The sequence below is a fragment of the Vibrio sp. L3-7 genome (assembly GCF_963898195.1).
Classification (GTDB): domain Bacteria; phylum Pseudomonadota; class Gammaproteobacteria; order Enterobacterales; family Vibrionaceae; genus Vibrio; species Vibrio echinoideorum.
On sequence record NZ_CAWQUW010000030.1, the window covers coordinates 1 to 23072 of the forward strand.

Consider the following 23072-nt stretch of genomic DNA (forward strand, 5'->3'; position numbering starts at 1 on the left):
ATTCTTTTCTTACCTCTGGTGTTAGCTTCGTTTATATAGGAGCACTACTGATATGACGAAAAGTAAGTTAAGTGGTACTTGGGTGTAGCTATGTGTTCATTCGGTCGAAGCAAACAATGGGGCAGAAATGAGTCAGCTCTGATCAAGGCCTGAAGTAGGAAATGTTAGATACGTTTTTGCCCACTCATTTTATCCTTTCCTACTCGTGCTTTTTGTTTGGATCTCCCACCACTCACGCCCCGATTCAACCATTCACTCCTCGTAATTACCATTCGTCGCATTGATAAAACTGCACGACAAATTCTAGTTAACCTTTCAACGTCAACATTTGAAAGGGATTAGAAATCATGACTACTTCACACTCATTTAATTCAAGCTCTACCACTTCTCTGCTTAAGCGTTCATTACTAATTGCACTTGTTTCATTCGCACCCACTTTGGCGCAGGCTAACCCAAGTTCAGACGTTCTTGATATCTACAATCAAGCCGCGCAAGGCAATGAAGATCTGGTTGAGGTGGCTTACGAACGCCTGAATGACACGTTACAACAAGATGGTGCTACGCCACTGACTTTAGTTTATTTAGGAAGCACAGAAACCCTGATGGGGCGTGATGCGTTCTTACCTTGGAACAAGATGAAGTATGTGGAAAAGGGTTTGTCGACCATTGATAAATCACTGGTGCTGCTTAAAGACGAAGACCAACCGATTCATGAGCAACCTCGTGTTCAAGGGCTGCCAGATTCTTACCTAACTCGCGCAATGGCCGCCGTTACTTACACCTCTCTGCCAGACATGTTTAACCATTTCGATCGTGGTTATGACTTGTTCCTCTCGTTACTCGCGGAAGATGATTTCCAACAGCAACATTTCGCTGCGACCTCGTGGATTTACCGTTACGCCATTACCGCATCGATTCGTGCTGAAGACTTCGAGCAAGCACAGATGTGGCTTGAAAAAATGGAAAACACCGATGCAGGCAACATCGAGACAATGACGGCTAAAGCCCTAATAGCGAAAGCTAAATAACAGCTACGAACGCTTAAGAATGATGGGTAATCAGAGGACAAGGGAATGATTGAATTTAAAAATATCGGCAAAGCGTATGTGACTGGCGGTCAACGTGTTGATGCATTAAACGAGGTCGATGGACACATCCAACGCGGTGAAATGGTGGCGCTGTGTGGGCCGTCGGGTTCTGGCAAAAGCACACTTTTGAATATTTTGGGTTTGTTGGATATGGACTATCGAGGGCAGATCAACATTGATGGCCAGCCGTATCCGACTGAGCAAATCGCCGCTGCGCGTTTTCGTCGTCAGTCGTTGGGTTTTGTGTTTCAGCGCTTCAATTTGGTTCCTGTAATGACGGCTCTTGAGAATGTCGCTTATCCATTGATGTTGAACCAATGCTCAAAACAAGAACAGCAGACCAGAGCTCAAGAGATGTTAGAGCGTGTTGGGCTAGGAGATTACGTTCATCACCGTCCAGACAACCTTTCAGGCGGTCAGCAGCAACGTGTTGCGATAGCCAGAGCCCTTATCCATAACCCAAGCTTGGTGATTGCCGATGAGCCGACCGCTAGCTTAGACAGCCACACCGCCAACCTTGTGATCGACATTATGAAAGAGCTCGGCCACGAAATGGGCACGACTTTTATCGTCGCAACGCACGACCCAAGAATGGCGCAGCGTTGCGACAGAATCATTGAGTTAATCGATGGTCAATTGGCTCCACAAGCTGCAACCACGGAGGCGATCTCATGGGCAAGTTAACACAAAGAATGAGCACGTTTTTACTTCCAACTTCGGTGCGTTTGGCGTGGTTGAACTTATTGAGAAACGGTCGACGCAGCCTGCTTTCAGTGTTGATCATCGCCATTGCGGTATTTGCACTGACCAGTGCCGGTGGTTATGGGCTTTACACCTATGAGTCACTGAGAGAATCGACTGCGCGTGATACTGGCCACCTTACTTTGAGCACGCCAGGTTATTTTGAACAAGATGAAGACATGCCGCTGAGCAATGGTCTGGACAACGTGCAAGCGCTAACCAAGAGCATTATTGGCGATAGTGATGTGCGTGGTGTGCAGCCGCGAGTCTATTTTAGTGGCTTGGTTTCTAATGGCAGTAAGTCGACCATTTTTATGGGAACGGGCGTGAATGAGCGTGAATTCGACATGAAAGGTCCTTTCCTTGATGTACGCAGCGGGCAAACCCTGTCGGATGTGCAATCCCCAAGATACGACAGTCAAGAACCACAAGTGATGCTGGGTACTGACTTGGCTCGTAACCTTAAAGTTGCGGTAGGAGATTGGGTGACTCTGCTCGCGACCACAAGTGACGGTGCTTTGAACGCTTTTGATTTTAAGGTGCAGGGCATCTACTCGACTGGGGTTCCTGAGCTGGATAAGCGTCAGTTGTATGTTCATATCACTGCCGCTCAAGAGCTGTTGGCCTCAGACAAAGTCAGTACCTTGTCGGTGTTCCTATTTGAAACAAGCAAAACCTCGACCGTTCAACAGCGCATCCAAACTGCTTTAGAGCGAAATAGCGCTAGCCAAAACGATCAAGGCTCAGAGATCGAGATTACCCCATGGCAAGATCGCGCGTTTTTCTACACCAAGGTTAAAGATCTTTACGACCGGATCTTCGGCATCATGGGCGCAGTGATGGCGTTGGTGGTATTTGTGTCGTTGTTTAACACCATGACTATGTCGGTGACGGAGCGTACTCGAGAGATCGGCACCTTGTCAGCACTCGGCAGTTACCCCTCTGAAATCGTCGCAGGCTTCTTAAAAGAGGCGGGTTTGCTGGCACTGATTGGTAGCGTTATTGGAGCACTAGTGAGTGGTTTGGTGTCGTTGCTACTGTTGGTGGTTGATATACAAATGCCGCCACCTCCCGGCAGAACCGAAGGCTACCCACTCAACATTTACTTCTCATTGGAATTGGTTGGTTACGCCACCTTAGGCGTGCTGACAATATGTTTAATCGCTGCTTATTTCTCTGCTCGTAAAGGCGTGAACAAGCCAATCACGGAGGCGCTGGTTTATGTGTAAATTAACTCGTTCAATTAAAATGTTGGGCTCTGTTTTGGCTTTGGCCTCGGTTTTAGCATTAACTGTAACATCGACGCCAAGCTGGGCAGTCGAGTCACAACAAGTCACTGAGATGATCGCCAAGGCGGATAGCTACCGCTTGAACAGTGCACAAGCCTCTAAGGTGGTTTCTCTGGTGGCGCTATACCAAGACGAACAACTGGATAAAACCCGTGAATACAACGTCTACACAAGACCAAATCGAGAGTCATTAGTCGTCTTTAAATCAGCTGTTGAGGCAGGTCAAAAGATGCTGATGATTGAAGATAACTATTGGTTACTGATGCCGAAATCGCGCCGACCAATTCGTATCACACCGATGCAAAAGCTATTGGGTGAAGCCTCGGTGGGCGATATCTCGACACTCACTTGGAGTGAAGATTACCAAGGTGAGTGGGTTGCCGAACAACTGGTTGAGATGCCGACTGGCGAGACAATTGATACCCATCACCTAAAGCTAGCGGCGAAAACCAAGGGTGCCAGCTATCAATCGATTGACCTGTGGTTAACGGCAGACCGAGCGTTTCCAGTTAAAGCGGATTTGTACCTGCGTTCAGGAAAGTTAGCGAAGCAAGCGTGGTTTGCTGAAGGTGTGCGAGATGGCTTGCCAAGTGTGGTATCGATGACCTTGCTCGATAAGATTCAGCCGAGTAAGAAAACCGTGATTGAGTACCGCGAAGTAATAGAACAAAGCTTGGAAGACAAATACTACAACCCTGCTTATTTGTCGCGTAACAGTGTATCTGGATTGTAGGTGATCGTATGAGAGCGCCCAATCGCCGATTCCACATAAAGTCTTCAATCACTACTTTGCTTGCTTTGTCTTGTGTAAGTAACACGATTCAAGCAGACGATCTGAGCTTGGCCTGGGATTGGCAACTGAGCGCTGAGTCGGTTGAATCGCGAGAGTCGCCATTCAGTCCTTTAGCATCAGATAATCGTCAGTCACTCAATGGTTTGCTGGATCTAGAGGTTGGATATGGCAATTGGCTTGGTCTGTTCGCAGTGAAAGCCAATGATATTGTGAGCAACAACCCTCAAGAACAAGACGCGACCTTTGAGTCTGAATTCATTGTGCGTGAGTTGTTTTGGCAAGGTGGTGTTGAGCTGTCGAATTCAGTAATCGGTGACCACTACCTCGATGTCACGCTTGGTAAGGTTCGTTTGGATTGGGGGGTGGGTTATGGCTATCGACCTTTAGACATCATCAAGCCTTATCGACAAAACCCGGTAGGCATTGTCGCAGAAGAGGGCGCGGGTGTGGTCTCGGCGTCACTGTTCGATATGACGGGCGAATGGACACTGCTTTACAGTGATTCGTCATGGACTTCCCAAGATGTAAATGAATTCGAAAAGCAGAATCAGCAACAAGGGGTTGGCTTACGTCGTTATAACCTAGTGGGCGATCACGAATATCAATGGGTCGCTTATTACGATGATGTACGCCACGGCTTGCTCGGGGCTAGTTTGGTTTCGGTATTAAACCTCGCGTGGGAGTTTCACGGTTCTGTGGTTTATCAAAGACAAAGCCTTGGCTATCGCCAGCCGAGTTCAATGCTTAAACCGGTTTATCTCGAAGAGCTGGGCGAGGCCTATCAAGCGTTAGCCGGATTAACATGGGCCAATGACACTGGCCACAATGTGGTGTTGGAATATTGGTTTGATAGCCGAGCTTGGAGTAACTCTGAATGGCAAAGCGCGATAGAAAGTTCTGAGTCTTTGTCGGTTAATCCAATGACAGCATCATTGGCTGGTTCTTACGCTCAGGGCTATCAACACGCCAATTTGGTTCAACACAACATCATGTTTCACTGGTCTTTGGATTCGACACATGGCTGGCTTGAAGATATCACGCCGACATTTGATGTGATGTTGTCTCCTCAAGACGGCGGCTTTATTGCGACCCAGTGGCTCAACTATCAGGCTTTAGATAATGGCAATTCATCGTTGGATTTGGAACTTGCTGCACGCTTTCTAGGCGGTAAAAGTGATTCTGCTTACGCCAACTTACCCGATAGTCATATGATTCTTTTAAATATCAAAGGACGATTTTAATGAACACTTTTTCAAACAGTAAGTTTCCATGGATTAAAAGCTTTACGCTGACCACTCTGTTTTGTTTCGTTATCGCCATTACCACACAGACAATTTGGGGCGGCGATCTTGTGGTCAATCTCGCGATAAGCTTTGGTTTTGGCTACAGCGCGGTGGGTTCTTCTTTTATCTTGGTTGAGGTGTTTAAGAGGAAATCAAAGGTGTTTGATGTAGGGATCTCAATGGTGATTGCGATGACCTTTGGTACCTTGAACGCGCACTATTGGCTGAATGGATATTTCGGAGCCAATATTTCTGACCTTAAATCTGTAGTGCTATTGGGCGTGATCTTCTGTTCGGTTTGCTATTACTATTTCTATACCCGAGAGCAACAACTACGCGCTGATAACGAATTGGAAGTGGCTAAGCGTCGTCAGGCAGACCAAGAAAAGGTGGTGGTGCTAAGCCAGCTGAAGCAACTGCAAAGCCAAATTGAACCGCACTTCTTGTTCAACACACTTGCGACCATCAATGTGTTGATTGAGAGTGACAGCGCGAAAGCCAAGTTGATGCTCGAAAAACTCACCGACTTGTTGCGTGTGACTTTGAAAAATAGCCGCATTGAGCAATCGACCATCGCACAAGAGGTCGACTTGTTAGACGCTTATCTTAATATTCAGAAGATACGCTTGGGGGAGCGCTTAGCGTTCTCGATTGAAACACACGAGATTAGCGATTTGCAGGTGATTCCACCGTTCTTGATTCAACCTTTGGTCGAGAATGCACTTACGCACGGTATCGAACCCAAAGCTGCGGGTGGCCAAGTGAATATTAGTATTACTCAACAAGCCCAGCAGCTAAAAATTGAAGTGGTTGATAATGGCGCAGGGCTGAAAACGCCTTCTGCGAATACGGGGCACGGTGTTGGGTTAAGCAATATTCGTCAGCGAATCGAAACCCTTTATGGTGATAAGGCGAGCCTAACGATTACTGAACAAACTGAAGGCGGGGTAGTGTCGACGATCTTGTTACCGCTGACTGACGCAGCCGCCTAGAAAGCACAGAACAGTGACGAAAAATAGACGATTTACAGTGTGAATTTAAAGGATTAACTATGAATAACCCAGCAATACAGCCGAGCGTAACGGCGATTATCGCAGATGATGAAGCACTGTTAAGGCATCACCTAGATAAGAGTTTGGCTGAGGTTTGGCCGGAGCTAGAAATCGTCAGTAAGGCACAAAACGGTTTGGAGGCGATGCAGAGTATTCAGCAGCTTAAGCCCGATGTGGCTTTTCTCGATATTCGTATGCCTGAGCTGGATGGTATCTCGCTCGCGAAACAATTGAACAAGCTAGATTCACCGCCATTGATTGTGTTCATTACGGCTTATGACGAATACGCGGTCAAAGCTTTTGAACATAATGCGATGGATTACCTGCTTAAGCCAATCAATGAAGAGCGCTTACTCGCTACCTGTCAGAAGGTTCAAGCGCGTTTGTCGAGCAGCCAAACGCAAACAGGTAATACCCCTGAACAACCTGATATCACGGCGTTAATGGCTCAGCTTCAACAGCTATCACAATCGTCTTCCCAGCAAACGCAGCCTCCTTATCAATCGCAGCCCCTTTATCAACAGCAGAAGAAACATCTAACGTGGCTCAAGGCTAGTGTAGGAGAAGACATTCACCTAATCGCAGTCGATGATGTGGCTTACTTCAAAGCGGAAGACAAGTACGTGTCGATATTCAAAAAAGGCCAAGGCGGTTTGCTAGAGGAGTTTATTCTTCGCGTGTCTCTAAAAGAGCTGATCGCCCAGCTTAACCCAGATGAGTTTTGGCAGATCCACCGCTCGGTGGTGGTGAAAGTGTCAGCCATTGATAAGGTGAAGAAAGGGCTCTCAGGCCAGATGTCTGCTTATGTGTCAGGAGAGAAGTTACCGATCAGCCGCGCTTCGCAAGCGCTCTTTAAGGGTATGTAGCAAACTAGCTTAAATGTATGTAGCCATTGATTTTAAATGTATGTAGCCATTGATTTTAAATGGATGTAGTTAGCGAGTTTAAATGGATGTTTTAGGCTCTTATCAAAACGCTGCTTTAAACGAGCACAATCAATCTTACATAACGTATAGTGATTTATAAAATAAAGATCTAGATCACAAAGATACTCATCCGGTTCAATATTAAATAATAATCGTTAACTCAATCTGTATATTGTCGATGAATGACATTAAGAGGTTGTTATGAAAACATATTATTTAGCGACGGCACTATGCCTAACTTTGGTTGGCTGTAGCTCAACATCAAAAACCACTGAAACCTTAATCCAGCCGGATCCGGCATGGACATCAGGCCAGCTAGAAAATGGCCTTACCTACCATGTTTATCCAGATCATGAAGAATCCGTATCTGTTCGTTTAGTCGTGCACGCGGGTTCAATTCAAGAGACTCATCAGCAAGAAGGTTATGCTCACTTTCTGGAGCACATGGCATTCAATGGCAGCAAGAATTTCTCTGAAAATGACGTGATTCGCTTATTTGAAGATGCAGGCGCTAGCTTCGGTGCTGATATTAATGCCTACACCTCTTATGAAGAGACGGTCTACCAGTTAGATTTGCCAGATAACGTCCAATTGCAGTCTGCCCTGACGTGGATGCGTGACATTGGTGATGGCCTGGATCTATCAAGTTCAGAAGTCGAAAAAGAGAAAGGCGTGGTTCTTGGCGAGTTTCGTATGGCTCGCCTCGATGATAAGTCATTCGGAGATATATATTATGATCACTTCATTGAAGGCGGCCCTTACGAATCGCAAGATGCACTAGGGACTAAATCGTCTATTGTGAATGCCACTCCTCAAGGTATCACCAACTTTTATCAAACTTGGTATCAACCTCAAATAGTTGAGCTGGTCGTTTCTGGTGATGTGGACATCAAAACCGTGATTCCACTCATTGAAGAAAAGTTTTCTAGCTGGGAACGTGGCGACACGCCGAGACCAGATAAACAGAAAGTGACCTCATTCAATGAAGATGATTATGTTGAGTACGCAGGAAGAGAAGCGCCAAGCATCACTCTGACGTTTAACCGAGGTTTAAATAGAGTTGAAAATCATGCTCAGCAGAACCAACGCAGGTTAGATGAAACCTCTCAACAATTGATTCGACAGCGATTAGAAGCGGTGTTCAATGATGCCGCGCTGCCGACTCAATGGATAGCGTCTGATAGCTATCGAATGGGTTCTCTGTACTATTCGTCAATAAGTGTTGGGTTTCCGACTGGAGGCCGCGAAGTTATCCAAAAAGATCTGCTTTCTACATTGGCATCACTGCGTGATTTTGGTGTTTCGGAAACGGATATTGTTGGTGAACTGCACTACTACCAAGACTTGCTGGATAACATTGAGCATGACTGGGATAAAATGGACAGCGTTGAACACGCGAATTACAAAGTGAGCAGGTTAGTCACTGATCGAATTGTCCAATCACAGAAAGACTATCAAGTCAGCTTGGAAGCTTTCATTGATAACTTGAGCCTTGAAGTGATTAACGACAACATCAAGAATCTACTTTCTGATGATTACTTTATTGTTATTGGGATGGACGACAATGAAGACAGAACTGCGGTCATCAACTCTCTAGATAGCTTAAAAACCACGTATAGCGAGGCGGGAATTCCGCCGCTTGCGATTGGAACAGCCAGTGCCTTTGCTGTACCTAGCTCGCAAGGCGAGGTTGTGCTTGCTGAACAAATGTCCGTAGATCCATACATCCAAAAGTGGACGTTAAGTAATGGTATCGATATGTGGTACTTGCGTGATTATGTGGCAGGTGATGATGTCGGTGTAATGTATATGAGCCTTGGCGGAAAAGCCGCTTTGGATCCGAGCTTGTACCCAGCGGTTGAGGTCGCATTACCTACTTTCGCTCGAAGCGGTGCCGGTGAGTTTACGGGCTCTGAGCTTTTAGCGTACTTTGATCGTGAAAATATTCGCGCCGATTCCTTCATTGGTAATACTCGTCATGGTATTGAATTTAATATCAATAAAGACGGGCTTGAAGACACGCTTGCTGCGCTTTATACCTTCATAACTGCGCCTAAAATTGTTCCCGATCAGTTAGAGGCAGTGAAGCAGGAGTTTGCACAGGGTCAGGAATCTTTCTTGAGCAGCCCTGTTGGCCAGTTTGAACGCGCAAGAAACCAGAACATCTATCGTCAGGACAGTGGCCACCTCTTTGTGGGTAAAGAACGTGTTGAAGCAGTTTCTGTGGAAGACATCGCTAATCTTCATCAGCAACTGTTTGGTCAAATGAGACATAACCAATTGGTGATCGTGGGTGATATCGACCCAAGTGAATTAAAGCCATTGGTTGAGCAATACTTGGCTTCGATTCCATTAGAAAAAGCCGACGTTCCTGACTTTAAGGTGGCCTACAAGCAGCCATCTGAATCACGCATTGATTTAGCCATCAATAATGTGAATAGTGCAGAGTACGTCTTACGAGTCATCTCTGAACCTACAACCGAAACCGACCAAGGCGTGACGGCAAAAGATATCTTCACGGAAAACTTGCTAGAACGACTGCTGGCGACTCGCTTAGATGCTTATATTCGTGAAGAGTTGAGTTTAGACTACTCACCTTATACGTATTCGGCGTCTGCAGATGGCGAACTGAGTCATGAGTGGGTTATTGGTGCGATGATAGCGCCTGAGAACGTTGATAAAGTGGAAGTGGCGATCGATAAGGTGATTGCAGACCTTCTACAAGGTGTCTCTGAAGAGGAAATGCGAGCGGTAGTGAAACAGTTTGAAGCTGACTTCACGCCTCTCGAGATGAGCTCCATCGACCAAGCCTGGTATTTGTCTCGTTATTTACTTCATGGTTACGACATCGAAGCTTTGTCTCAAGTTGAGCGAGTGGCGAGGTCGATCACTGCGGAAGACATGAATCAACTTGTCCAACGCATCTTTGGTGAAAATAGCCGTAAGGTTAAGAACATCATGCGTCCTAAAGCCTAAAGCCTAAAGCCTAAAGCCTAAAGCCTAAAGCAGACAGAAACACTTAACCCAAAGCCAAGCGCGCATCGCTTGGCTTTCTTGTTTTTACACCATTCATAATATCTATGCACCAAGCTTTGTTGAGCTCTTTTGGAGGTATATAAATCTAAATGCCGTGAGTGCCTAATCGGTTGCATCGTATCATTTTCTAAAAAAATGTTTTAAATCAAGACAGCGTTTCATTTGTATTGTAGATTGACGATCTACGAGAATGTTGTTTGGATATTAGATTGCTTAAATTAGGTACCCGATTAGTCTTAATGTTGTTTTTACTGAGCTTTGGCTTAGTGAACTCTAACGGCTATTCGTTCCCTTCTAAGCCATTTCAAATATACTCGGCTCAAGAGCAATCTTCACAGAATGAACAATCTTCCTCGATAAAACAGTGTAAACAAGCCGCTACGGATAACCCGTCGAGCTACTTTGAGTGCAACAAAGCTCAGTTTGGCACCGATCCTTCTGGTGACAGTTCCAACTATCACGACACAGAGTCGAGCCTCCAAGCTGCAAACTTCAGACGTATGCTCAGTAACGAGCAAGAAAGCGTGGCCGATCTTGAGCCTGCTTATCATCTACTGATTGACTTCTCTCCCCCCTCAATACTGGCTTCCCTGCTCTTCAACACGCCGTTGTTGGATTCCAAGCTGCACTGGACCAGTATTGTGAGTTCTCCGTCTTCCCGGCTTTCTGGGTGGAAAGAGGGCAACATCCAATACTCGCATTTCCGAGAACTTCTTAGCTAATCGTTTGACCCTAAATTGGTCGTATCGATGGTCGCCTCGCGTGCCCGTTGAACTCGCCAATTAACCAAGACAAACATAGCGACATCAGCTTTAGCATCACTACCGTTCAATCAGCTTGTTCTGGTTTCAGCTATCGATCGTGTTCGCAAAACATTAGTTATACCAATCGTAGTAAATAACTGGTCATCCTAGCTGGTTAAAACGCTCGTTCACTGCTTTTTTCCGGTGCTATTTTTGAGCTCGTATTTACGGTGATTGGTAAAAAGAAGAGATCTTGACTGTGAAAAAACGCATTCCAAGAAAACAAATCAACCACTATTCAAAGTGGAAATACGCGGTGCTTATCGCCACCATTATCATCATGGTTCTGAGTGCTTTACCTTCTTGGTATGGCGAGAATGCCTCGGTTCAAATTAGCAATCGTTCTGAGCAGACAATCGATGCGACTCAAATTACTCAATACCTTGCGAGCGAAGGCATCCAAGCCAAATCTGCATTTCAAAAAGACAAACGTTTAGTCGTGATCTTAGAAGACGCTGAACAACAAGCGAAAGCCAAAGAGGTGCTGAATGAGCGCCTATTGGATAACGCGACCGTTGCGCTAGCGATGGAGCCAGCAGCACCAAAATGGTTGACTGACATGGGTTTTGCGCCAATTCAGTTAGGCCTTGATTTGCGTGGTGGTGTGCAGTTCTTATTAGAAGTGGATATGGAGCCGGTTTATCACGCGCAAGCTCAAGCTATGGTCGACGAGATCACCAGCGAAGTGCGTTATGCCCGCGGTAAAGTGGTGAACAACCAAGTTCAGTTTGATTTCCGTACCGACGCCGATTTCGAAAAAGCACAGAAGCTGATTCGTCAAGAGTTCCCGCAATGGCTACGTAACCGCTCAGACAAATCGCTAACGTTAACTCAGTCTGAAGAAGAACAAAGAACGCTACGTAACCTAACCGTTCAACAAAACCTGCAAATCATGCGCAGCCGTATTGAAGAATTAGGCATTACGGAAGCATCGATTCAACGTCAAGGTGAAAGCCGTATTCGTATTGAACTGCCGGGTGTACAAGACCCTGCAGCTGCGAAAGACGTGATTGGTGCTACTGCTTCATTGGCGTTCTATTCGGTGTACGACAATGCCACTCGCAGTACTCAAACCCTGAAAGATTCAGACGGCAACCGCGTGGTAGTCGACCGCAAGGCGGTGTTGAGTGGCGAACACATTATTGATGCTCGCAGTGGCATTGGTGAGATGGGCAGTGCAGAAGTCAACATTACGCTGGATTCTTCTGGTGGTAAGAAAATGTCTGAGTTCTCACGTCATAACATCGGTAAGCCAATGGCAACGGTGTACAGCGAATACAGCCGTGATAGAGCAGGCAACAGCAAGCAAGACAGCGAAGTGATTAGTGTGGCAAACATCCAATCTCAACTGGGTAGCCGCTTCAGAATCACAGGCGCTGGCAGCTTGGCTGATGCGCAAGAGCTTGCGTTACTGCTGCGTGCGGGGTCATTGACTGCGCCTGTGACCATCATTGAAGAACGTACCATTGGCCCATCTTTGGGTGCTGAAAATGTAACTAACGGCTTTGCTGCTTTGGCACTTGGTCTTGGCCTTACGCTAACGTTTATGGCGCTATGGTACCGCCGCTTAGGTTGGGTCGCGAACTGTGCATTGGTGGTTAACATGACCACATTGTTTGGTTTGATTGCGCTGCTACCGGGTGCGGTGTTAACTCTGCCGGGTATTGCGGGTTTAGTACTGACCGTTGGTATGGCGGTGGACACCAACGTGCTTATCTTCGAGCGTATTCGAGACAAGATGAAAGAAGGGCGCAGCTTTGCTAGCTCTATCGACCGTGGTTTCGATAGCGCATTCTCGTCAATTTTCGATGCTAACGTCACTACCATGATCGTTGCTGTGGCTCTATATACCATTGGTAATGGACCGATTCAGGGCTTCGCTCTGACACTGGGCTTAGGTCTTCTAACCAGTATGTTTACGGGCATTTTTGCTTCACGAGCGATCATCAATTTGGTTTGGGGGCGTGACCAACGCCACGATGTAAGGATTTAAGCATGAGTACTTCAAAAATGACTATTTCAGACCGCTATTTTTCAAATAGCAATATGACTCGCCTTCGTAAGGTGATGTCTGTGATTTCTATTGTGCTGTTCATGAGCTCTGTGATGCTGGTGGCAGTGAAAGGTTTTAACTGGGGTTTGGACTTTACTGGCGGTGTGGTTGCCGAGGTTCAACTCTCCGATCAAGTGACTAAAGACGCCTTAAAAACAAAACTCGATACGGCTTTTCAACAAGACGTTCAAGTGGTTGGTATGGCAGAGCAGGATCGCTGGACGATTCGTTACAGCCAACTGACAGACGCTCCACAACCAAACTTAGTGGATGCTTTGTCATCGGTAAGTGACCAAGTAAAAGTGCTTAACAGCAGCGTGGTTGGGCCTCAAGTGGGTCAAGACATGGTTGACCAAGGTGGCTTGGCGGTATTGGTGTGTTTCCTAATGATCATGCTGTATCTGAGTGTACGGTTTGAATGGCGTTTGGCTCTGGGTGCGCTTGCCGCGATCATCTATGACGTGACGCTCATCTTGGGTCTGTTCGCTTTTACTCAGTTTGAGTTCAACCTGACCGTATTGGCGGCCGTGCTAGCGATTCTCGGTTACTCATTGAATGACTCGATCATCATCGCCGACCGTGTGCGCGAAATGCTGCGCGGCAATCCAAACGGTGATACTGATAACCTGCTCAATGAATCGGTTAAAGCGACCTTCTCACGCACCATGGTGACTTCAGGAACAACGCTAATTACCGTATCAGCGCTTTGGCTACTGGGTGGCGCCGCGCTGCAAGGTTTCGCGATTGCACTGGTTGTAGGTATTGTCAGCGGTACGTGGTCTTCCGTTTCGGTCGGTATCACACTGCCTAAGTTACTTGGCCTACAGCCTTGTCACTACCAAGTGAAAGCGCCAGTAGAAGTTGAGGGTGAGTACCCTTAGTCAAGCTAAGCTAGCTTATGCACGCTAGGCTGATTTACTTACGCTATTAACCGAAACCAATAATAAAAGCCCTTGAACTCACTTAACCCCCTAAGTAAGTTCAGGGGCTTTATTTTTTATAAGAGTCAACTGGTTAGAGAAAAGTGAGCCTATTTCAAAAAACGATGGATTGAGCAGGCAAGCCCTCATGATATGAAGTATGTTTAGATGACGTTAGTAGAAATGAGGCAAGGGAATGGAATATCGACATCAATGTCATGTAGGCGACCATGGTGATGCACTGAAGCATCCAGTATTGAGTGCACTTGTTCAGTCATTAATGCAGCAGCATTCACGCCTCAATGTTATCGACACGCACTCAGGTACAGGGTGTTATGACCTCACTACCGCACCAAGTAATCACGCCGGTGAGTTTGCTGAAGGGGTCGGGTATTTGTGGCGCAATAAGGCTTACCTTCCTCCGGCATTCGCTTCTTTTATGTCGGTACTGGAATACTACAATCCGAATCAACTTATCTCTTTGTATCCGGGTTCTGCCGCCATCACTTACCAACAAGGTCGCAGCCAAGATAGTTTCTATTTTTCAGACATTCAGCAAGATGAAGCTGATTTACTGCAAACCAATATTGAGAAGTTACAATGTAACCTGGATATTTCAAGCAAGCTTACGATTAGCGCAGGTGATGGGCTTAAAGCGTTACCTGATGACGTAGCTAAACATGACAATCACCATCTGATTGTTATCGACCCACCCTATGAAACCGATTCAGAATATCTCGCGGTGATTGATGCCTTAGTTAAGGCGTATCAGCAATCTGAGAAGGTATCTGCACTAATTTGGTACCCGCTCTACACGGATGACAAGAGCTCACTGATTTTGAACCACTGTGTGACCGCAGTGAAAGATGGTTTGCTGCCAAGTCCGATTAAGTCGGAGCTTCGCCTTCGAGATCCTAAGGGTGATGATCGCCTGATCGGTAGTGGTTTACTGTTGTTCAATCCACCACAAGGCATTGCTGGAACGGTCGCGGATACGCTTGATTATTTACACAGCCAACTCGCGACCAATGGTGAAGGATATTGGCAAATGAGAAGTCTATAAATCTGATTTCTATGGATTTTATGATGATTTTCTAGACGCTGCTCACTAAATCACTGTTATTTATGTGGTTTAAATTGACCAAACGCTAACTTTTATCGATTGATTAATTGCAGTGAATCATTTAAAAATAGAATATCAATGCGCACAAGTGCATAATGGCTCATAAGTTAAATAATTAATCTTAAGATTAAACTAGATTGTGGTTTACCCCCTAAACTGCATAAGGCTCGCACTAGTCATGCGAGCCTTTCTTTTGCCTGTCGGAAATGTTTCTAGTGGTTAGAAACCATCATCTCCTCCAAATCCACTACAACGCTGGATAATCGATGTAGCCTTTTTCGTTGCCGCCGAACAGAGTGGCGCCATCGAGATCGGATAGTTCGTTGCCGTTTTGTAGGCGTGAAACTAGGTCTGGATTAGCAACGAATGGGCGACCAAATGCGACGAGGTCGGCGTAGCCTTTGCTTAATACTTCCTCAGCGCGTTGTGGTGTGTAGCTGCCAGCGACGATGATGGTGTTAGAGAATAGCTCTCTTAGTTCTACGCGGAAGCTTTCAGGTATCACAGGCGCGTCATCCCAATCGGCTTCTGATAGGTGCAGATAAGCGATATTACGAGCTTGCAGTTTCTTTGACGCTTCTAAAATCGTTGGCACGATGTCTGGACAGTTCATGTCTTTGAAGGTGATGAATGGGGCCAAACGTACGCCCACTTTGTCAGCACCAATCGCTTCAATTACCGCATCCACGACTTCAATTAGAAAGCGAAGTCGGTTCTCACGACTGCCACCATAGTTGTCGGTGCGCTTATTTGAATTGGTTCTTAGGAATTGATCGATGAGGTAGCCATTACCACCGTGGATTTCCACTCCGTTGAACCCTGCCTCGACAGCTTTTTTCGCTGAGTTAGCAAAATCTTGAACAACACGATCGATGTCTGCTTGGGTCATCTCTCTTGGTTGGATGCAATCCACCATGTTGCCGTTACCATTTTCATCAGAGATCCAAACCTGCGTTTCTATGGGTGCCAGTGCAGAAGGTGCAATCGGCAACTCGCCTTTTTGAAAGGTAGGGTGTGATACTCGGCCTACGTGCCATAGTTGGCAGAATATCGCTGCACCTTGCTCTTTTGCTGCTGTGGTGACTGATTTCCAACCTTCGATTTGCGCATCGGTATAAACGCCGGGTGTGAATGAGTAACCTTGAGAGTCATCTGAAATTTGTGTGGCTTCAGTGATGATTAGCCCTGCACTTGCTCGTTGTTGGTAATAAGTCGTCATCATGTCGTTTGGCACGTTTCCAGGTTGGCTAGTGCGAGCGCGTGTCATGGGTGCCATAACGACACGGTTTTGCAGCTCTAGGCCTTTCAGTTCTGATGTTTCGAATAACTTGTTCATGATCTCTACCTTTATGAATTTTTAGTGCTGTGCCAATTCCAGTTTGATAATGAATTGGCACTTTGAAGTTACGGAGTTCTTAAATTATTTAGCTTCTGTTGGTGCAAATATTGAGTTGCTTTGTGGTTTCTCGTTTCGGTTAGCTTTAGCGATTAAGAACAAGCCGACGATAGGAACCACAACGGCTGCGAACGGAATCATACCTGCGCCTAGTTGGCTGTCGAGTACCATGCCGCCAAGGAATCCACCAAAGGCATTGGCTAGGTTAAACGCTGAGATATTCGCAGTTGCTGCTAGCTCTTGCCCTTCGCCACCGTGGTTCATTACTCGAAGTTGCATGGCAGGGACGTTCGCAAATGATGCAATACCAAAGACAAATGCGGCTGCAACGAAGAGGATTTTGTTGTCTACCACAAGGCCAACCACAACCAATGAAACGATCATTGCGACTGCCCAAAACATTGAAGCTTTGCCTAGGTTTTTATCTGAAGAGCGTCCGCCCAAGGTGTTACCGATGATTAAGCCAACACCTACAATCACTAAGATCCAAGTCACTGATTCTTGACTGTAACCCGTGATGTGCATGGCGATTGGCGCAAGGTAGCCGTAAAGCGTCATGAAGCCAGACCAAGCAAAAGCGGTGATTGCTAAGCTGATCAGCAACATTGGATTTTTGAACGCTAACAGCTGAGTTTTGATGTCTTTCGCTTCACTGTGACCGGTCGACTTAATCGAAGTCAGAATGGCAAGCATCGCGATAGTGCCAAGTGCTGCCACGGTAAAGAAAGTGGTGTGCCAACCGAATTGCAAGCTGACCCATGTACCAGCTGGAACGCCAAGAACGTTAGCGAGTGTTAAGCCTGCGAACATCTGGCCAACAGCACGACCTGCCATTTTTTCAGACACTAAGTTGGTTGCAACAACCGCACCGATACCATAAAAAGGGCCTTGCACTAAGCCTGCGATAACACGGCTGGCAAGTAGAAGTGGGTAGCTAGGAGCAAGGGCTGATAAGACATTACCGATGATGAACAGCGCCATTAAGCCAATCAGCACCATCTTCTTGTTAAAGCGAGCAAGGTAGATGGTTAAGATCGGTCCACCGATAACGATAGCCAAAGCGTAGGCACTGATTAGGTAGCCAGCTTGACCTTCTGTGATTGAAAGTGATGTGGCGATCTGTGGAAGAATGCCTGCGATAACAAACTCAGCCGTGCCGATTGCAAATGCAGCGAGTGTCAGTATCCAAACTTGGAATGGAATCTTTTCTTTATGGGTAGTTTCTTTATGGATAGTTTCTTGGTTGACGGTTTCTTGTTTCATGATGATCTACCTATGTAAATTCTTGTTTGTTAGGACGTGAGATACACGCCCTAACGATTGTTCTTTATGTCTTTGCTTCTTTGCGGAGTGTTAGCCGAGTAGAGCGCCGCCATCGATATCGATGATAGACCCTGTGACGTATGGGTTATTAATTACGAACAGGTAACCCATGGCTATCTCTGAAGGCTCGCCAACCTTGCCTGCGGGTAGGTTGTTTTTGGCGTTGTCGTACATGTTTGCACGAGCGGAATCGTCCATGTTTTTGTAGGCTTCCGTCATGGTTAAACCCGGACTAACGGCATTGACTCGAATGGGTGATAGCTCTTTCGCCAGTATTTTGGTTACGCTTTCTAGTGCGGCGTTGATGGCGGTTTTTACGTAAGCGCCTGCCACAACCTTGCGTGACAACATGCCAGTTGTGAACGTGATAGACCCGTTTGATGTCATGTAACGAGCGGCATGTTTGGCTACGTTTAAGCTGCCCCAAAACTTAGTGTCAAAAGCTGTCTTGGCGTCTGCGGTTGCTACGTCTGTTACTTTTCCTGCGGGAGCGGATGAGCCAGCCGTTACGATTAAGTGGTCAAACACGCCAATCGATTCGAAGTATTCACAAATCGACTTTTCATCGGTGATATCAACGCCGGTGTGTCGGCTGGCAATATGTACCGTGTTGTTCTCGTTTCTTAGTTGCATCGCGAGTGCTTTGCCGATACCTGATGTGCCACCAATGATGACGAAAGTGTGTTTCTCTTGTTTAGTCGATTCGTTAGTCATTCTCTGAATTCCTGCGTTGTTCTGTTGATGTTTGCCATTATATTTATTCGACTAAATTTGATAATTGGTTAAAATATAAATTCATTATTCGGTTAATCTGAATAGTGTGACTGAGTATTCAAATCGAGCATTAAGATCGAGAAGTAAGACGAAGAGGTGGAAGCGAGAATCGTATGGATAAGTTTTCAGATATGGCGATGTTCGTGAGCATTGTTAAGCATCACGGGTTAGCTGCGGCTGGGCGAGAGTTAGGGCTTTCTCCTGCGACCATGACAGCAAGGCTGCAGGCGCTTGAAGAACGATATGGTGTGAAGTTGTTGAATCGAAGCACGCGTCATGTGTCTTTGACCGACTCTGGGGAGTTGTATCACAAGGCATGTTTGGAGATTTTAGACAACGTCAGTGAGGCCGAAAACCTGATTCAAAATGGCGTAAAAGAAGTCAAAGGCTCGCTAAAAATTGCCGCGCCAAAAGACATCGGAAAGCAGTACATTCTTCCTATTCTTTCGGAGTTTTGCCAGCAGTATCCGGACGTTATTCCTTACCTGTATTTGAACGATAACCTCTCGAACATTGCTGAATCTGGCATGGATATCGTGATTCGTTATGGTGAACTGGTCGACAGCAGTTTGATATCCAGACGCTTATCACCAAGCCGACGTGTGTTGTGCGCTTCTCCTGAATATCTTGCTAAACATGGAACACCGTTAACACCACAAGATTTGGTCGAACACGACTGTTTAGCCATGCTGCGCAGTAATGAAGAGCTCAAGACATGGCACTTCCAAGATCATGATATGAAGAAGTCGGTGACGGTTGTGCCGAAGCGATTTTCAGATGATGGTGAAGTGATTCGGTACTGGGCATTAAAAGGTGAGGGCATTGCGCTTAAATCAGTGCTGGATGTGCAAGACGACATCAATAACCAACGCCTTGTGACTCTGCTTAATGGCTACATGAAAAACTTCAATACCGCGATGTCGGTGTCGAGCGCCGACTTGAATGTGGTGTACATCAGCAAGAAATATCAGCCGAAGCGTATCCGACTGTTTTTGGATTTTCTGTTTGAGCGCTTTGGCGATTACGTCAGCTCGAGTCGTTAATTTCCGAGTTAAACAAGTAAAAGAAATACAACGATGGCAACCGCTAACGCTCTTGGGATAAAAGTATCTTTGTCTATCATGGGCACCTCTTATCGTGCCTCAAATGAATGAGGCACGGGTTATTTTTTTGGGTTAACGAAGGTGTAGGTAGAACGGAGAGAAGGTATCAATCACATCAACCAAACGTTGAAGTTGCTTGATATCGCCCTTGGTTGCTTTCGCTGTTGATTCTTCAACATTGATGTCTTTAACTAAGAACAAGTGAACAAGGTCTTGTTTTGACATATCGACGGTGAGATCGGCGCTCTCAGAGCTAAAACCATTGTCGACAGCCATTGTGCGGTTAGACACGTTGACAAGGTATGGGCTTCCATCCACAACAAGGTTGATGACGTGCGTCTCGTTGGTGTTCAATTGCTCGGCTATTAGGCGAGTTGGAATCAGTGACATCACATCATCGGTTGGTGCCTCAACGAACTTGCTGGCATCGCCAAAAAAGTTCATTGTATCGAGTACGCCATCTAGTTCTCCGCGAAGCTCTGCTGCACCTGTGAGTGCCCAGTGACGCCAACCCGGGGTCGATTGTTCCCAACCCCAACGCTCTAGCGCAACGGCTTTTTGTCCACGAGCATACATATCGTTGTGATCGACTCGGATAACATGCGTTAGGATCTGCATCGCTTCACCGTACTGTTGTTTTTCGATCATGCGATCCGCAGCCTTTCTAATGGCGTCTGAGCCACCCATCATATCAACGTAAAGTTGCGCCATGTCTTTGTGTGCAGGCTTCGCAAGCTCACTGGCATCACCATTGAACCAACCAACATTACCCGCATAGATATTGGCAACATTTTGATATTCTGAGCCACGCAACGGGCGAAGGTAGTCGTGATCTTTGAGTTCTTCAGGCAGACGAATACTGTCCGAAAGCTCATGCATGGTATAGCCTTTGTTGATATGGCGAACCGTTTGATCTTGCATGTAGCGCAGTGAATCCGCGTAGGCTTTCATTACATCTTCAACACGCTCTTGGCTTACTGCAGAACGGCCGTGGTGTAGGGATAGCGTTTTTGGCTGATAGCGGCGCATACGGTCTATAGAGTCTGCCCATTCAAGGCCGTCACGGTACTCGGTACCACGAATGGTGTAGAGGTTTGGAATGGTTTCACCTTGAATGGTATCGCCACCGACCATGTCTCCCGTTTCATGTACATAGAGTGCAACACCATCTGGCGCTTCTCCTGGGGTGTGGAAAAACTCCAATGTAAGGCCATCTACCTTCATGATCATCAGATCGTCGACTAAGATATTTGGCGCGAAGAAGGATTTGTTTTGTGATTGCATCACGATGTCTGCTGGGTAGCCAACACCTTGGTTTACCCCTTTATCGTAGTCATTGTTATGAGGGATAAAGGCACCAAATGCATACGCGGTTCGAATCGACTGTTGATTAAGATAAATGCCAGACTCTTCATTCATTTTCTTCTGGAAATCAACATGAGCGATGACATTAATTTTGCCAGATTCGAAGTCTTCACGCGTTGCTAGCCCCTCGGTTCCTGCCCATTGATCTGGGTGGTGGTGAGTATAGAAAATCGTATGAACCTCACGCTCGTCTCCAGTTGCGTCACGGTAAGCCGACAGCATGGCTTCACCGGTTTCAGCCGTTGAACCAGCGTCGATAATGATCAGTCCTTTGTCACCTTGAAGGAAGGTGATCGAAGCTCCCTCAAAGCCAAATGCGTTGTACATGCGGTCTGATAGCTTAAAGATCACAGGGTTGGTCATTGCTTCTTCCATCGCTGCTAACTCTGGATGAATTTTGCCTTCTTGCAGCGCCTTTTCCATGTTTTCTTTGTTGTATTCCGGCGTGAATAGAGGTTCACCTCGCCAGATTATTTCTGGGAATGACCCCGCTAGTTTTGTCGAGGCATTTTCAGATAAAGGGAAGTAACTTTGCTGCTCAGCAGACATGGTTGGAGAGAGAAACTCAATGCCATTAGCAAACGGGTCATAGTTATTAGAAAGCACAACATCGTACTCGCTCATATCGAATGAGTGGTCATGGTCGCCGTGAGTTAAACGCTCTGATGCATGATGAGAGTGAGCCATCACATTGCAAGAAGCTAAGATTGAGAGAGCAATAATAGTTTTTTTCATAGTGTTACCCTGGTTCTGTATTTCGTATGAATCAGACTCAGAATCCATCCTGTTTCGTCGTTCTTCAAAAGTTGAAGGATACGAGGGTGTGTAATAGGCCTCGTTGATGACGATATCTTAGGCAGTTTTTAAGCGGCGAACCATAGGGTAGTAACTATAAAAAACATAGATTTTATCTATGTAATTTGGTTTATTTTGTATTTACATTACGAATTATCATTACTTGCATAGTTTTTGTTTATTTCTTGGAAGGTAGCGTTAGATGCTTTTTGATATGTTCTCGAACTTGAGCATGTCGCTGATCTTGAATACTGCGTTTGTGATAAATCATTTTCATTTCGTAGTTACGCAACGCAAATGGCGGTTCGAGGACTTTTAGCCCTAGCTCTTCTGCTAAATTAAACATGGACTCACTGACAATACACACCGCGTCAGAGTTACGAGCGTTCAGCAGTAGATTCGATTGACCGGAAACTTCTCGAACCACGTTACGCTCAAATGCTTCTTCAGTTCGGGTTTCTAGTGCGCTTACATTTTTGTCTTTTAGGCGCAGCATGATGTGCTCGGCGTTTTTGAACTGCTCAAGGGAGATGGTATCGCCAATCGTTGGGTGGTCTTTACGACACGCAAGTGCGAGCTTTTGGGAGCCGATCGATTCGACAATAAAGGAGTGATCAGTAACAGAGATATCGTCGACAACAATATCCACCTCTCCGGTTCTTAGTTTGTCCAAAATGCTGTATTCGATGGCGGGAGTTTCAACAAAGTAGACGCCTTCATAACCAGGGAGTGCCTGCATGATCACTTCTGGGCAGCAGATTTTTAGCTTTCTCTTTTCTTCAAATACTGAGTCGAGCCGACCTAATATTTCTCGGCATTGCTCAGCAAGATAATGCGCATCTTCTGTCGGCTGAATTGAACGACTGGTGCGATAAAACATGATCTTTCCGCTCTGCTCTTCAAAGTTTTTTATCGCGGCGGTCATTGATGGCTGAGTCATATTCATATGTTCTGCTGCCTTAGAAATACTCTTGAAGTCATAGGCTGCGAGAAAGTGTTTAATCAGATTGAGATTCATATAGGTGTGCCCTGTAGAAAGAGATTAAATAGTTTGAATACGACTCAGTGATCGTTGTGTCGATGATGGTAGAGTCAGTGGTGCCGAGATTTAGCTTAAATTATGTGTTGAAAACATGCGCTATATATTTGTTGGAAAACACATTTTTTTACCAAAATAACAAATCAGGATATGATGGGTGAAAAGTAACC

18 protein-coding genes are annotated in these 23072 nt (G+C 46.0%); 13 read left to right on the forward strand and 5 right to left on the reverse strand.

The annotated features are described in order from the left end of the window. The first annotated feature begins 347 nt into the window (after positions 1–347). The 12 genes from AACW75_RS17570 to rlmJ all read left to right on the forward strand — a co-directional run bounded on the left by AACW75_RS17570 (position 348) and on the right by rlmJ (position 15047). The gene (locus AACW75_RS17570; RefSeq protein ID WP_102501668.1) at positions 348–1028 is read left to right on the forward strand and encodes a hypothetical protein; all 681 of its coding nucleotides are present in this window, start codon (positions 348–350) and stop codon (positions 1026–1028) included. Between the two features lie 45 nt (positions 1029–1073). Then, entirely contained in the window at positions 1074–1772 is a 699-nt protein-coding gene (locus AACW75_RS17575) for an ABC transporter ATP-binding protein (protein ID WP_145572326.1), read from the forward strand. Then, positions 1760–3058, forward strand: a complete 1299-nt coding sequence (locus AACW75_RS17580) for an ABC transporter permease (RefSeq protein ID WP_145572325.1) — start codon at positions 1760–1762, stop codon at positions 3056–3058. Before AACW75_RS17575 ends, AACW75_RS17580 begins: the two co-directional genes overlap by 13 nt. Then, entirely contained in the window at positions 3051–3851 is an 801-nt protein-coding gene (locus tag AACW75_RS17585) for an outer membrane lipoprotein-sorting protein (RefSeq protein WP_145572324.1), read from the forward strand. The genes AACW75_RS17580 and AACW75_RS17585 overlap by 8 nt, the downstream gene beginning before the upstream one ends. An 8-nt stretch (positions 3852–3859) precedes the next feature. Continuing rightward, the gene (locus tag AACW75_RS17590; protein WP_145572323.1) at positions 3860–5152 is read left to right on the forward strand and encodes a hypothetical protein; all 1293 of its coding nucleotides are present in this window, start codon (positions 3860–3862) and stop codon (positions 5150–5152) included. Next, the gene (locus AACW75_RS17595; RefSeq protein ID WP_145572322.1) at positions 5152–6186 is read left to right on the forward strand and encodes a sensor histidine kinase; all 1035 of its coding nucleotides are present in this window, start codon (positions 5152–5154) and stop codon (positions 6184–6186) included. Before AACW75_RS17590 ends, AACW75_RS17595 begins: the two co-directional genes overlap by 1 nt. 59 nt (positions 6187–6245) lie before the next feature. Beyond that, a complete protein-coding gene (locus AACW75_RS17600; RefSeq protein ID WP_145572321.1) occupies positions 6246–7112 on the forward strand; it encodes a LytR/AlgR family response regulator transcription factor in 867 nt (288 codons plus the stop codon). A 261-nt stretch (positions 7113–7373) separates the two neighbouring features. Then, complete coding sequence (locus AACW75_RS17605) at positions 7374–10148, forward strand: M16 family metallopeptidase (protein WP_065680982.1); 2775 nt, start codon at positions 7374–7376, stop codon at positions 10146–10148. A 299-nt stretch (positions 10149–10447) separates the two neighbouring features. Further along, positions 10448–10930, forward strand: a complete 483-nt coding sequence (locus AACW75_RS17610) for a hypothetical protein (protein WP_029221919.1) — start codon at positions 10448–10450, stop codon at positions 10928–10930. 274 nt (positions 10931–11204) lie between these two features. Next, positions 11205–13004, forward strand: a complete 1800-nt coding sequence (secD, locus tag AACW75_RS17615; RefSeq protein WP_004732670.1) for a protein translocase subunit SecD — start codon at positions 11205–11207, stop codon at positions 13002–13004. Between the two features lie 2 nt (positions 13005–13006). Further along, positions 13007–13945, forward strand: a complete 939-nt coding sequence (gene secF, locus AACW75_RS17620) for a protein translocase subunit SecF (RefSeq protein ID WP_004732672.1) — start codon at positions 13007–13009, stop codon at positions 13943–13945. A gap of 235 nt (positions 13946–14180) precedes the next feature. Beyond that, on the forward strand, positions 14181–15047 hold the full coding sequence (gene rlmJ / locus AACW75_RS17625) for a 23S rRNA (adenine(2030)-N(6))-methyltransferase RlmJ (protein ID WP_017077084.1): 867 nt from the start codon (positions 14181–14183) through the stop codon (positions 15045–15047). Between the two features lie 307 nt (positions 15048–15354). On the opposite strand, the gene AACW75_RS17630 is transcribed toward rlmJ, so the two are convergent. The 3 genes from AACW75_RS17630 to AACW75_RS17640 form a co-directional block, all read right to left on the reverse strand. Beyond that, entirely contained in the window at positions 15355–16443 is a 1089-nt protein-coding gene (locus AACW75_RS17630; protein ID WP_145572320.1) for an alkene reductase, read from the reverse strand. An 84-nt stretch (positions 16444–16527) separates the two neighbouring features. Then, positions 16528–17766: an MFS transporter gene (locus tag AACW75_RS17635; protein ID WP_102504358.1), complete on the reverse strand. Its 1239-nt coding sequence runs from the start codon at positions 17764–17766 to the stop codon at positions 16528–16530. 90 nt (positions 17767–17856) lie between these two features. Beyond that, complete coding sequence (locus AACW75_RS17640) at positions 17857–18540, reverse strand: SDR family oxidoreductase (protein WP_145572319.1); 684 nt, start codon at positions 18538–18540, stop codon at positions 17857–17859. A gap of 173 nt (positions 18541–18713) precedes the next feature. Between AACW75_RS17640 and AACW75_RS17645 the strand changes: the two genes are divergently transcribed. Then, on the forward strand, positions 18714–19643 hold the full coding sequence (locus AACW75_RS17645; RefSeq protein ID WP_108161151.1) for a LysR family transcriptional regulator: 930 nt from the start codon (positions 18714–18716) through the stop codon (positions 19641–19643). Between the two features lie 132 nt (positions 19644–19775). Here the strand turns inward: AACW75_RS17645 and AACW75_RS17650 are convergent, their stop codons facing one another. Next, positions 19776–21803, reverse strand: coding sequence for an alkyl sulfatase dimerization domain-containing protein (locus tag AACW75_RS17650; protein WP_237297885.1), 2028 nt, complete (start codon positions 21801–21803; stop codon positions 19776–19778). Between the two features lie 238 nt (positions 21804–22041). Continuing rightward, positions 22042–22881, reverse strand: coding sequence for a LysR family transcriptional regulator (locus AACW75_RS17655; RefSeq protein ID WP_145572318.1), 840 nt, complete (start codon positions 22879–22881; stop codon positions 22042–22044). Positions 22882–23072 lie beyond the last annotated feature (191 nt).

Bases quoted from the DNA above. Each gene is read 5' to 3' on its own strand.
- rlmJ (WP_017077084.1), top strand. From the start codon at position 14,181: ATGGAATATCGACATCAATGTCATGTAGGCGACCATGGTGATGCACTG.
- AACW75_RS17640 (WP_145572319.1), bottom strand. From the start codon at position 18,540: ATGACTAACGAATCGACTAAACAAGAGAAACACACTTTCGTCATCATT.
- AACW75_RS17580 (WP_145572325.1), top strand. From the start codon at position 1,760: ATGGGCAAGTTAACACAAAGAATGAGCACGTTTTTACTTCCAACTTCG.
- AACW75_RS17650 (WP_237297885.1), bottom strand. From the start codon at position 21,803: ATGAAAAAAACTATTATTGCTCTCTCAATCTTAGCTTCTTGCAATGTG.
- AACW75_RS17605 (WP_065680982.1), top strand. From the start codon at position 7,374: ATGAAAACATATTATTTAGCGACGGCACTATGCCTAACTTTGGTTGGC.
- AACW75_RS17630 (WP_145572320.1), bottom strand. From the start codon at position 16,443: ATGAACAAGTTATTCGAAACATCAGAACTGAAAGGCCTAGAGCTGCAA.
- AACW75_RS17635 (WP_102504358.1), bottom strand. From the start codon at position 17,766: ATGAAACAAGAAACCGTCAACCAAGAAACTATCCATAAAGAAACTACC.
- AACW75_RS17590 (WP_145572323.1), top strand. From the start codon at position 3,860: ATGAGAGCGCCCAATCGCCGATTCCACATAAAGTCTTCAATCACTACT.
- AACW75_RS17595 (WP_145572322.1), top strand. From the start codon at position 5,152: ATGAACACTTTTTCAAACAGTAAGTTTCCATGGATTAAAAGCTTTACG.
- AACW75_RS17655 (WP_145572318.1), bottom strand. From the start codon at position 22,881: ATGAATCTCAATCTGATTAAACACTTTCTCGCAGCCTATGACTTCAAG.
- AACW75_RS17645 (WP_108161151.1), top strand. From the start codon at position 18,714: ATGGATAAGTTTTCAGATATGGCGATGTTCGTGAGCATTGTTAAGCAT.
- AACW75_RS17600 (WP_145572321.1), top strand. From the start codon at position 6,246: ATGAATAACCCAGCAATACAGCCGAGCGTAACGGCGATTATCGCAGAT.
- AACW75_RS17610 (WP_029221919.1), top strand. From the start codon at position 10,448: ATGTTGTTTTTACTGAGCTTTGGCTTAGTGAACTCTAACGGCTATTCG.
- secF (WP_004732672.1), top strand. From the start codon at position 13,007: ATGAGTACTTCAAAAATGACTATTTCAGACCGCTATTTTTCAAATAGC.
- AACW75_RS17570 (WP_102501668.1), top strand. From the start codon at position 348: ATGACTACTTCACACTCATTTAATTCAAGCTCTACCACTTCTCTGCTT.
- AACW75_RS17575 (WP_145572326.1), top strand. From the start codon at position 1,074: ATGATTGAATTTAAAAATATCGGCAAAGCGTATGTGACTGGCGGTCAA.
- AACW75_RS17585 (WP_145572324.1), top strand. From the start codon at position 3,051: ATGTGTAAATTAACTCGTTCAATTAAAATGTTGGGCTCTGTTTTGGCT.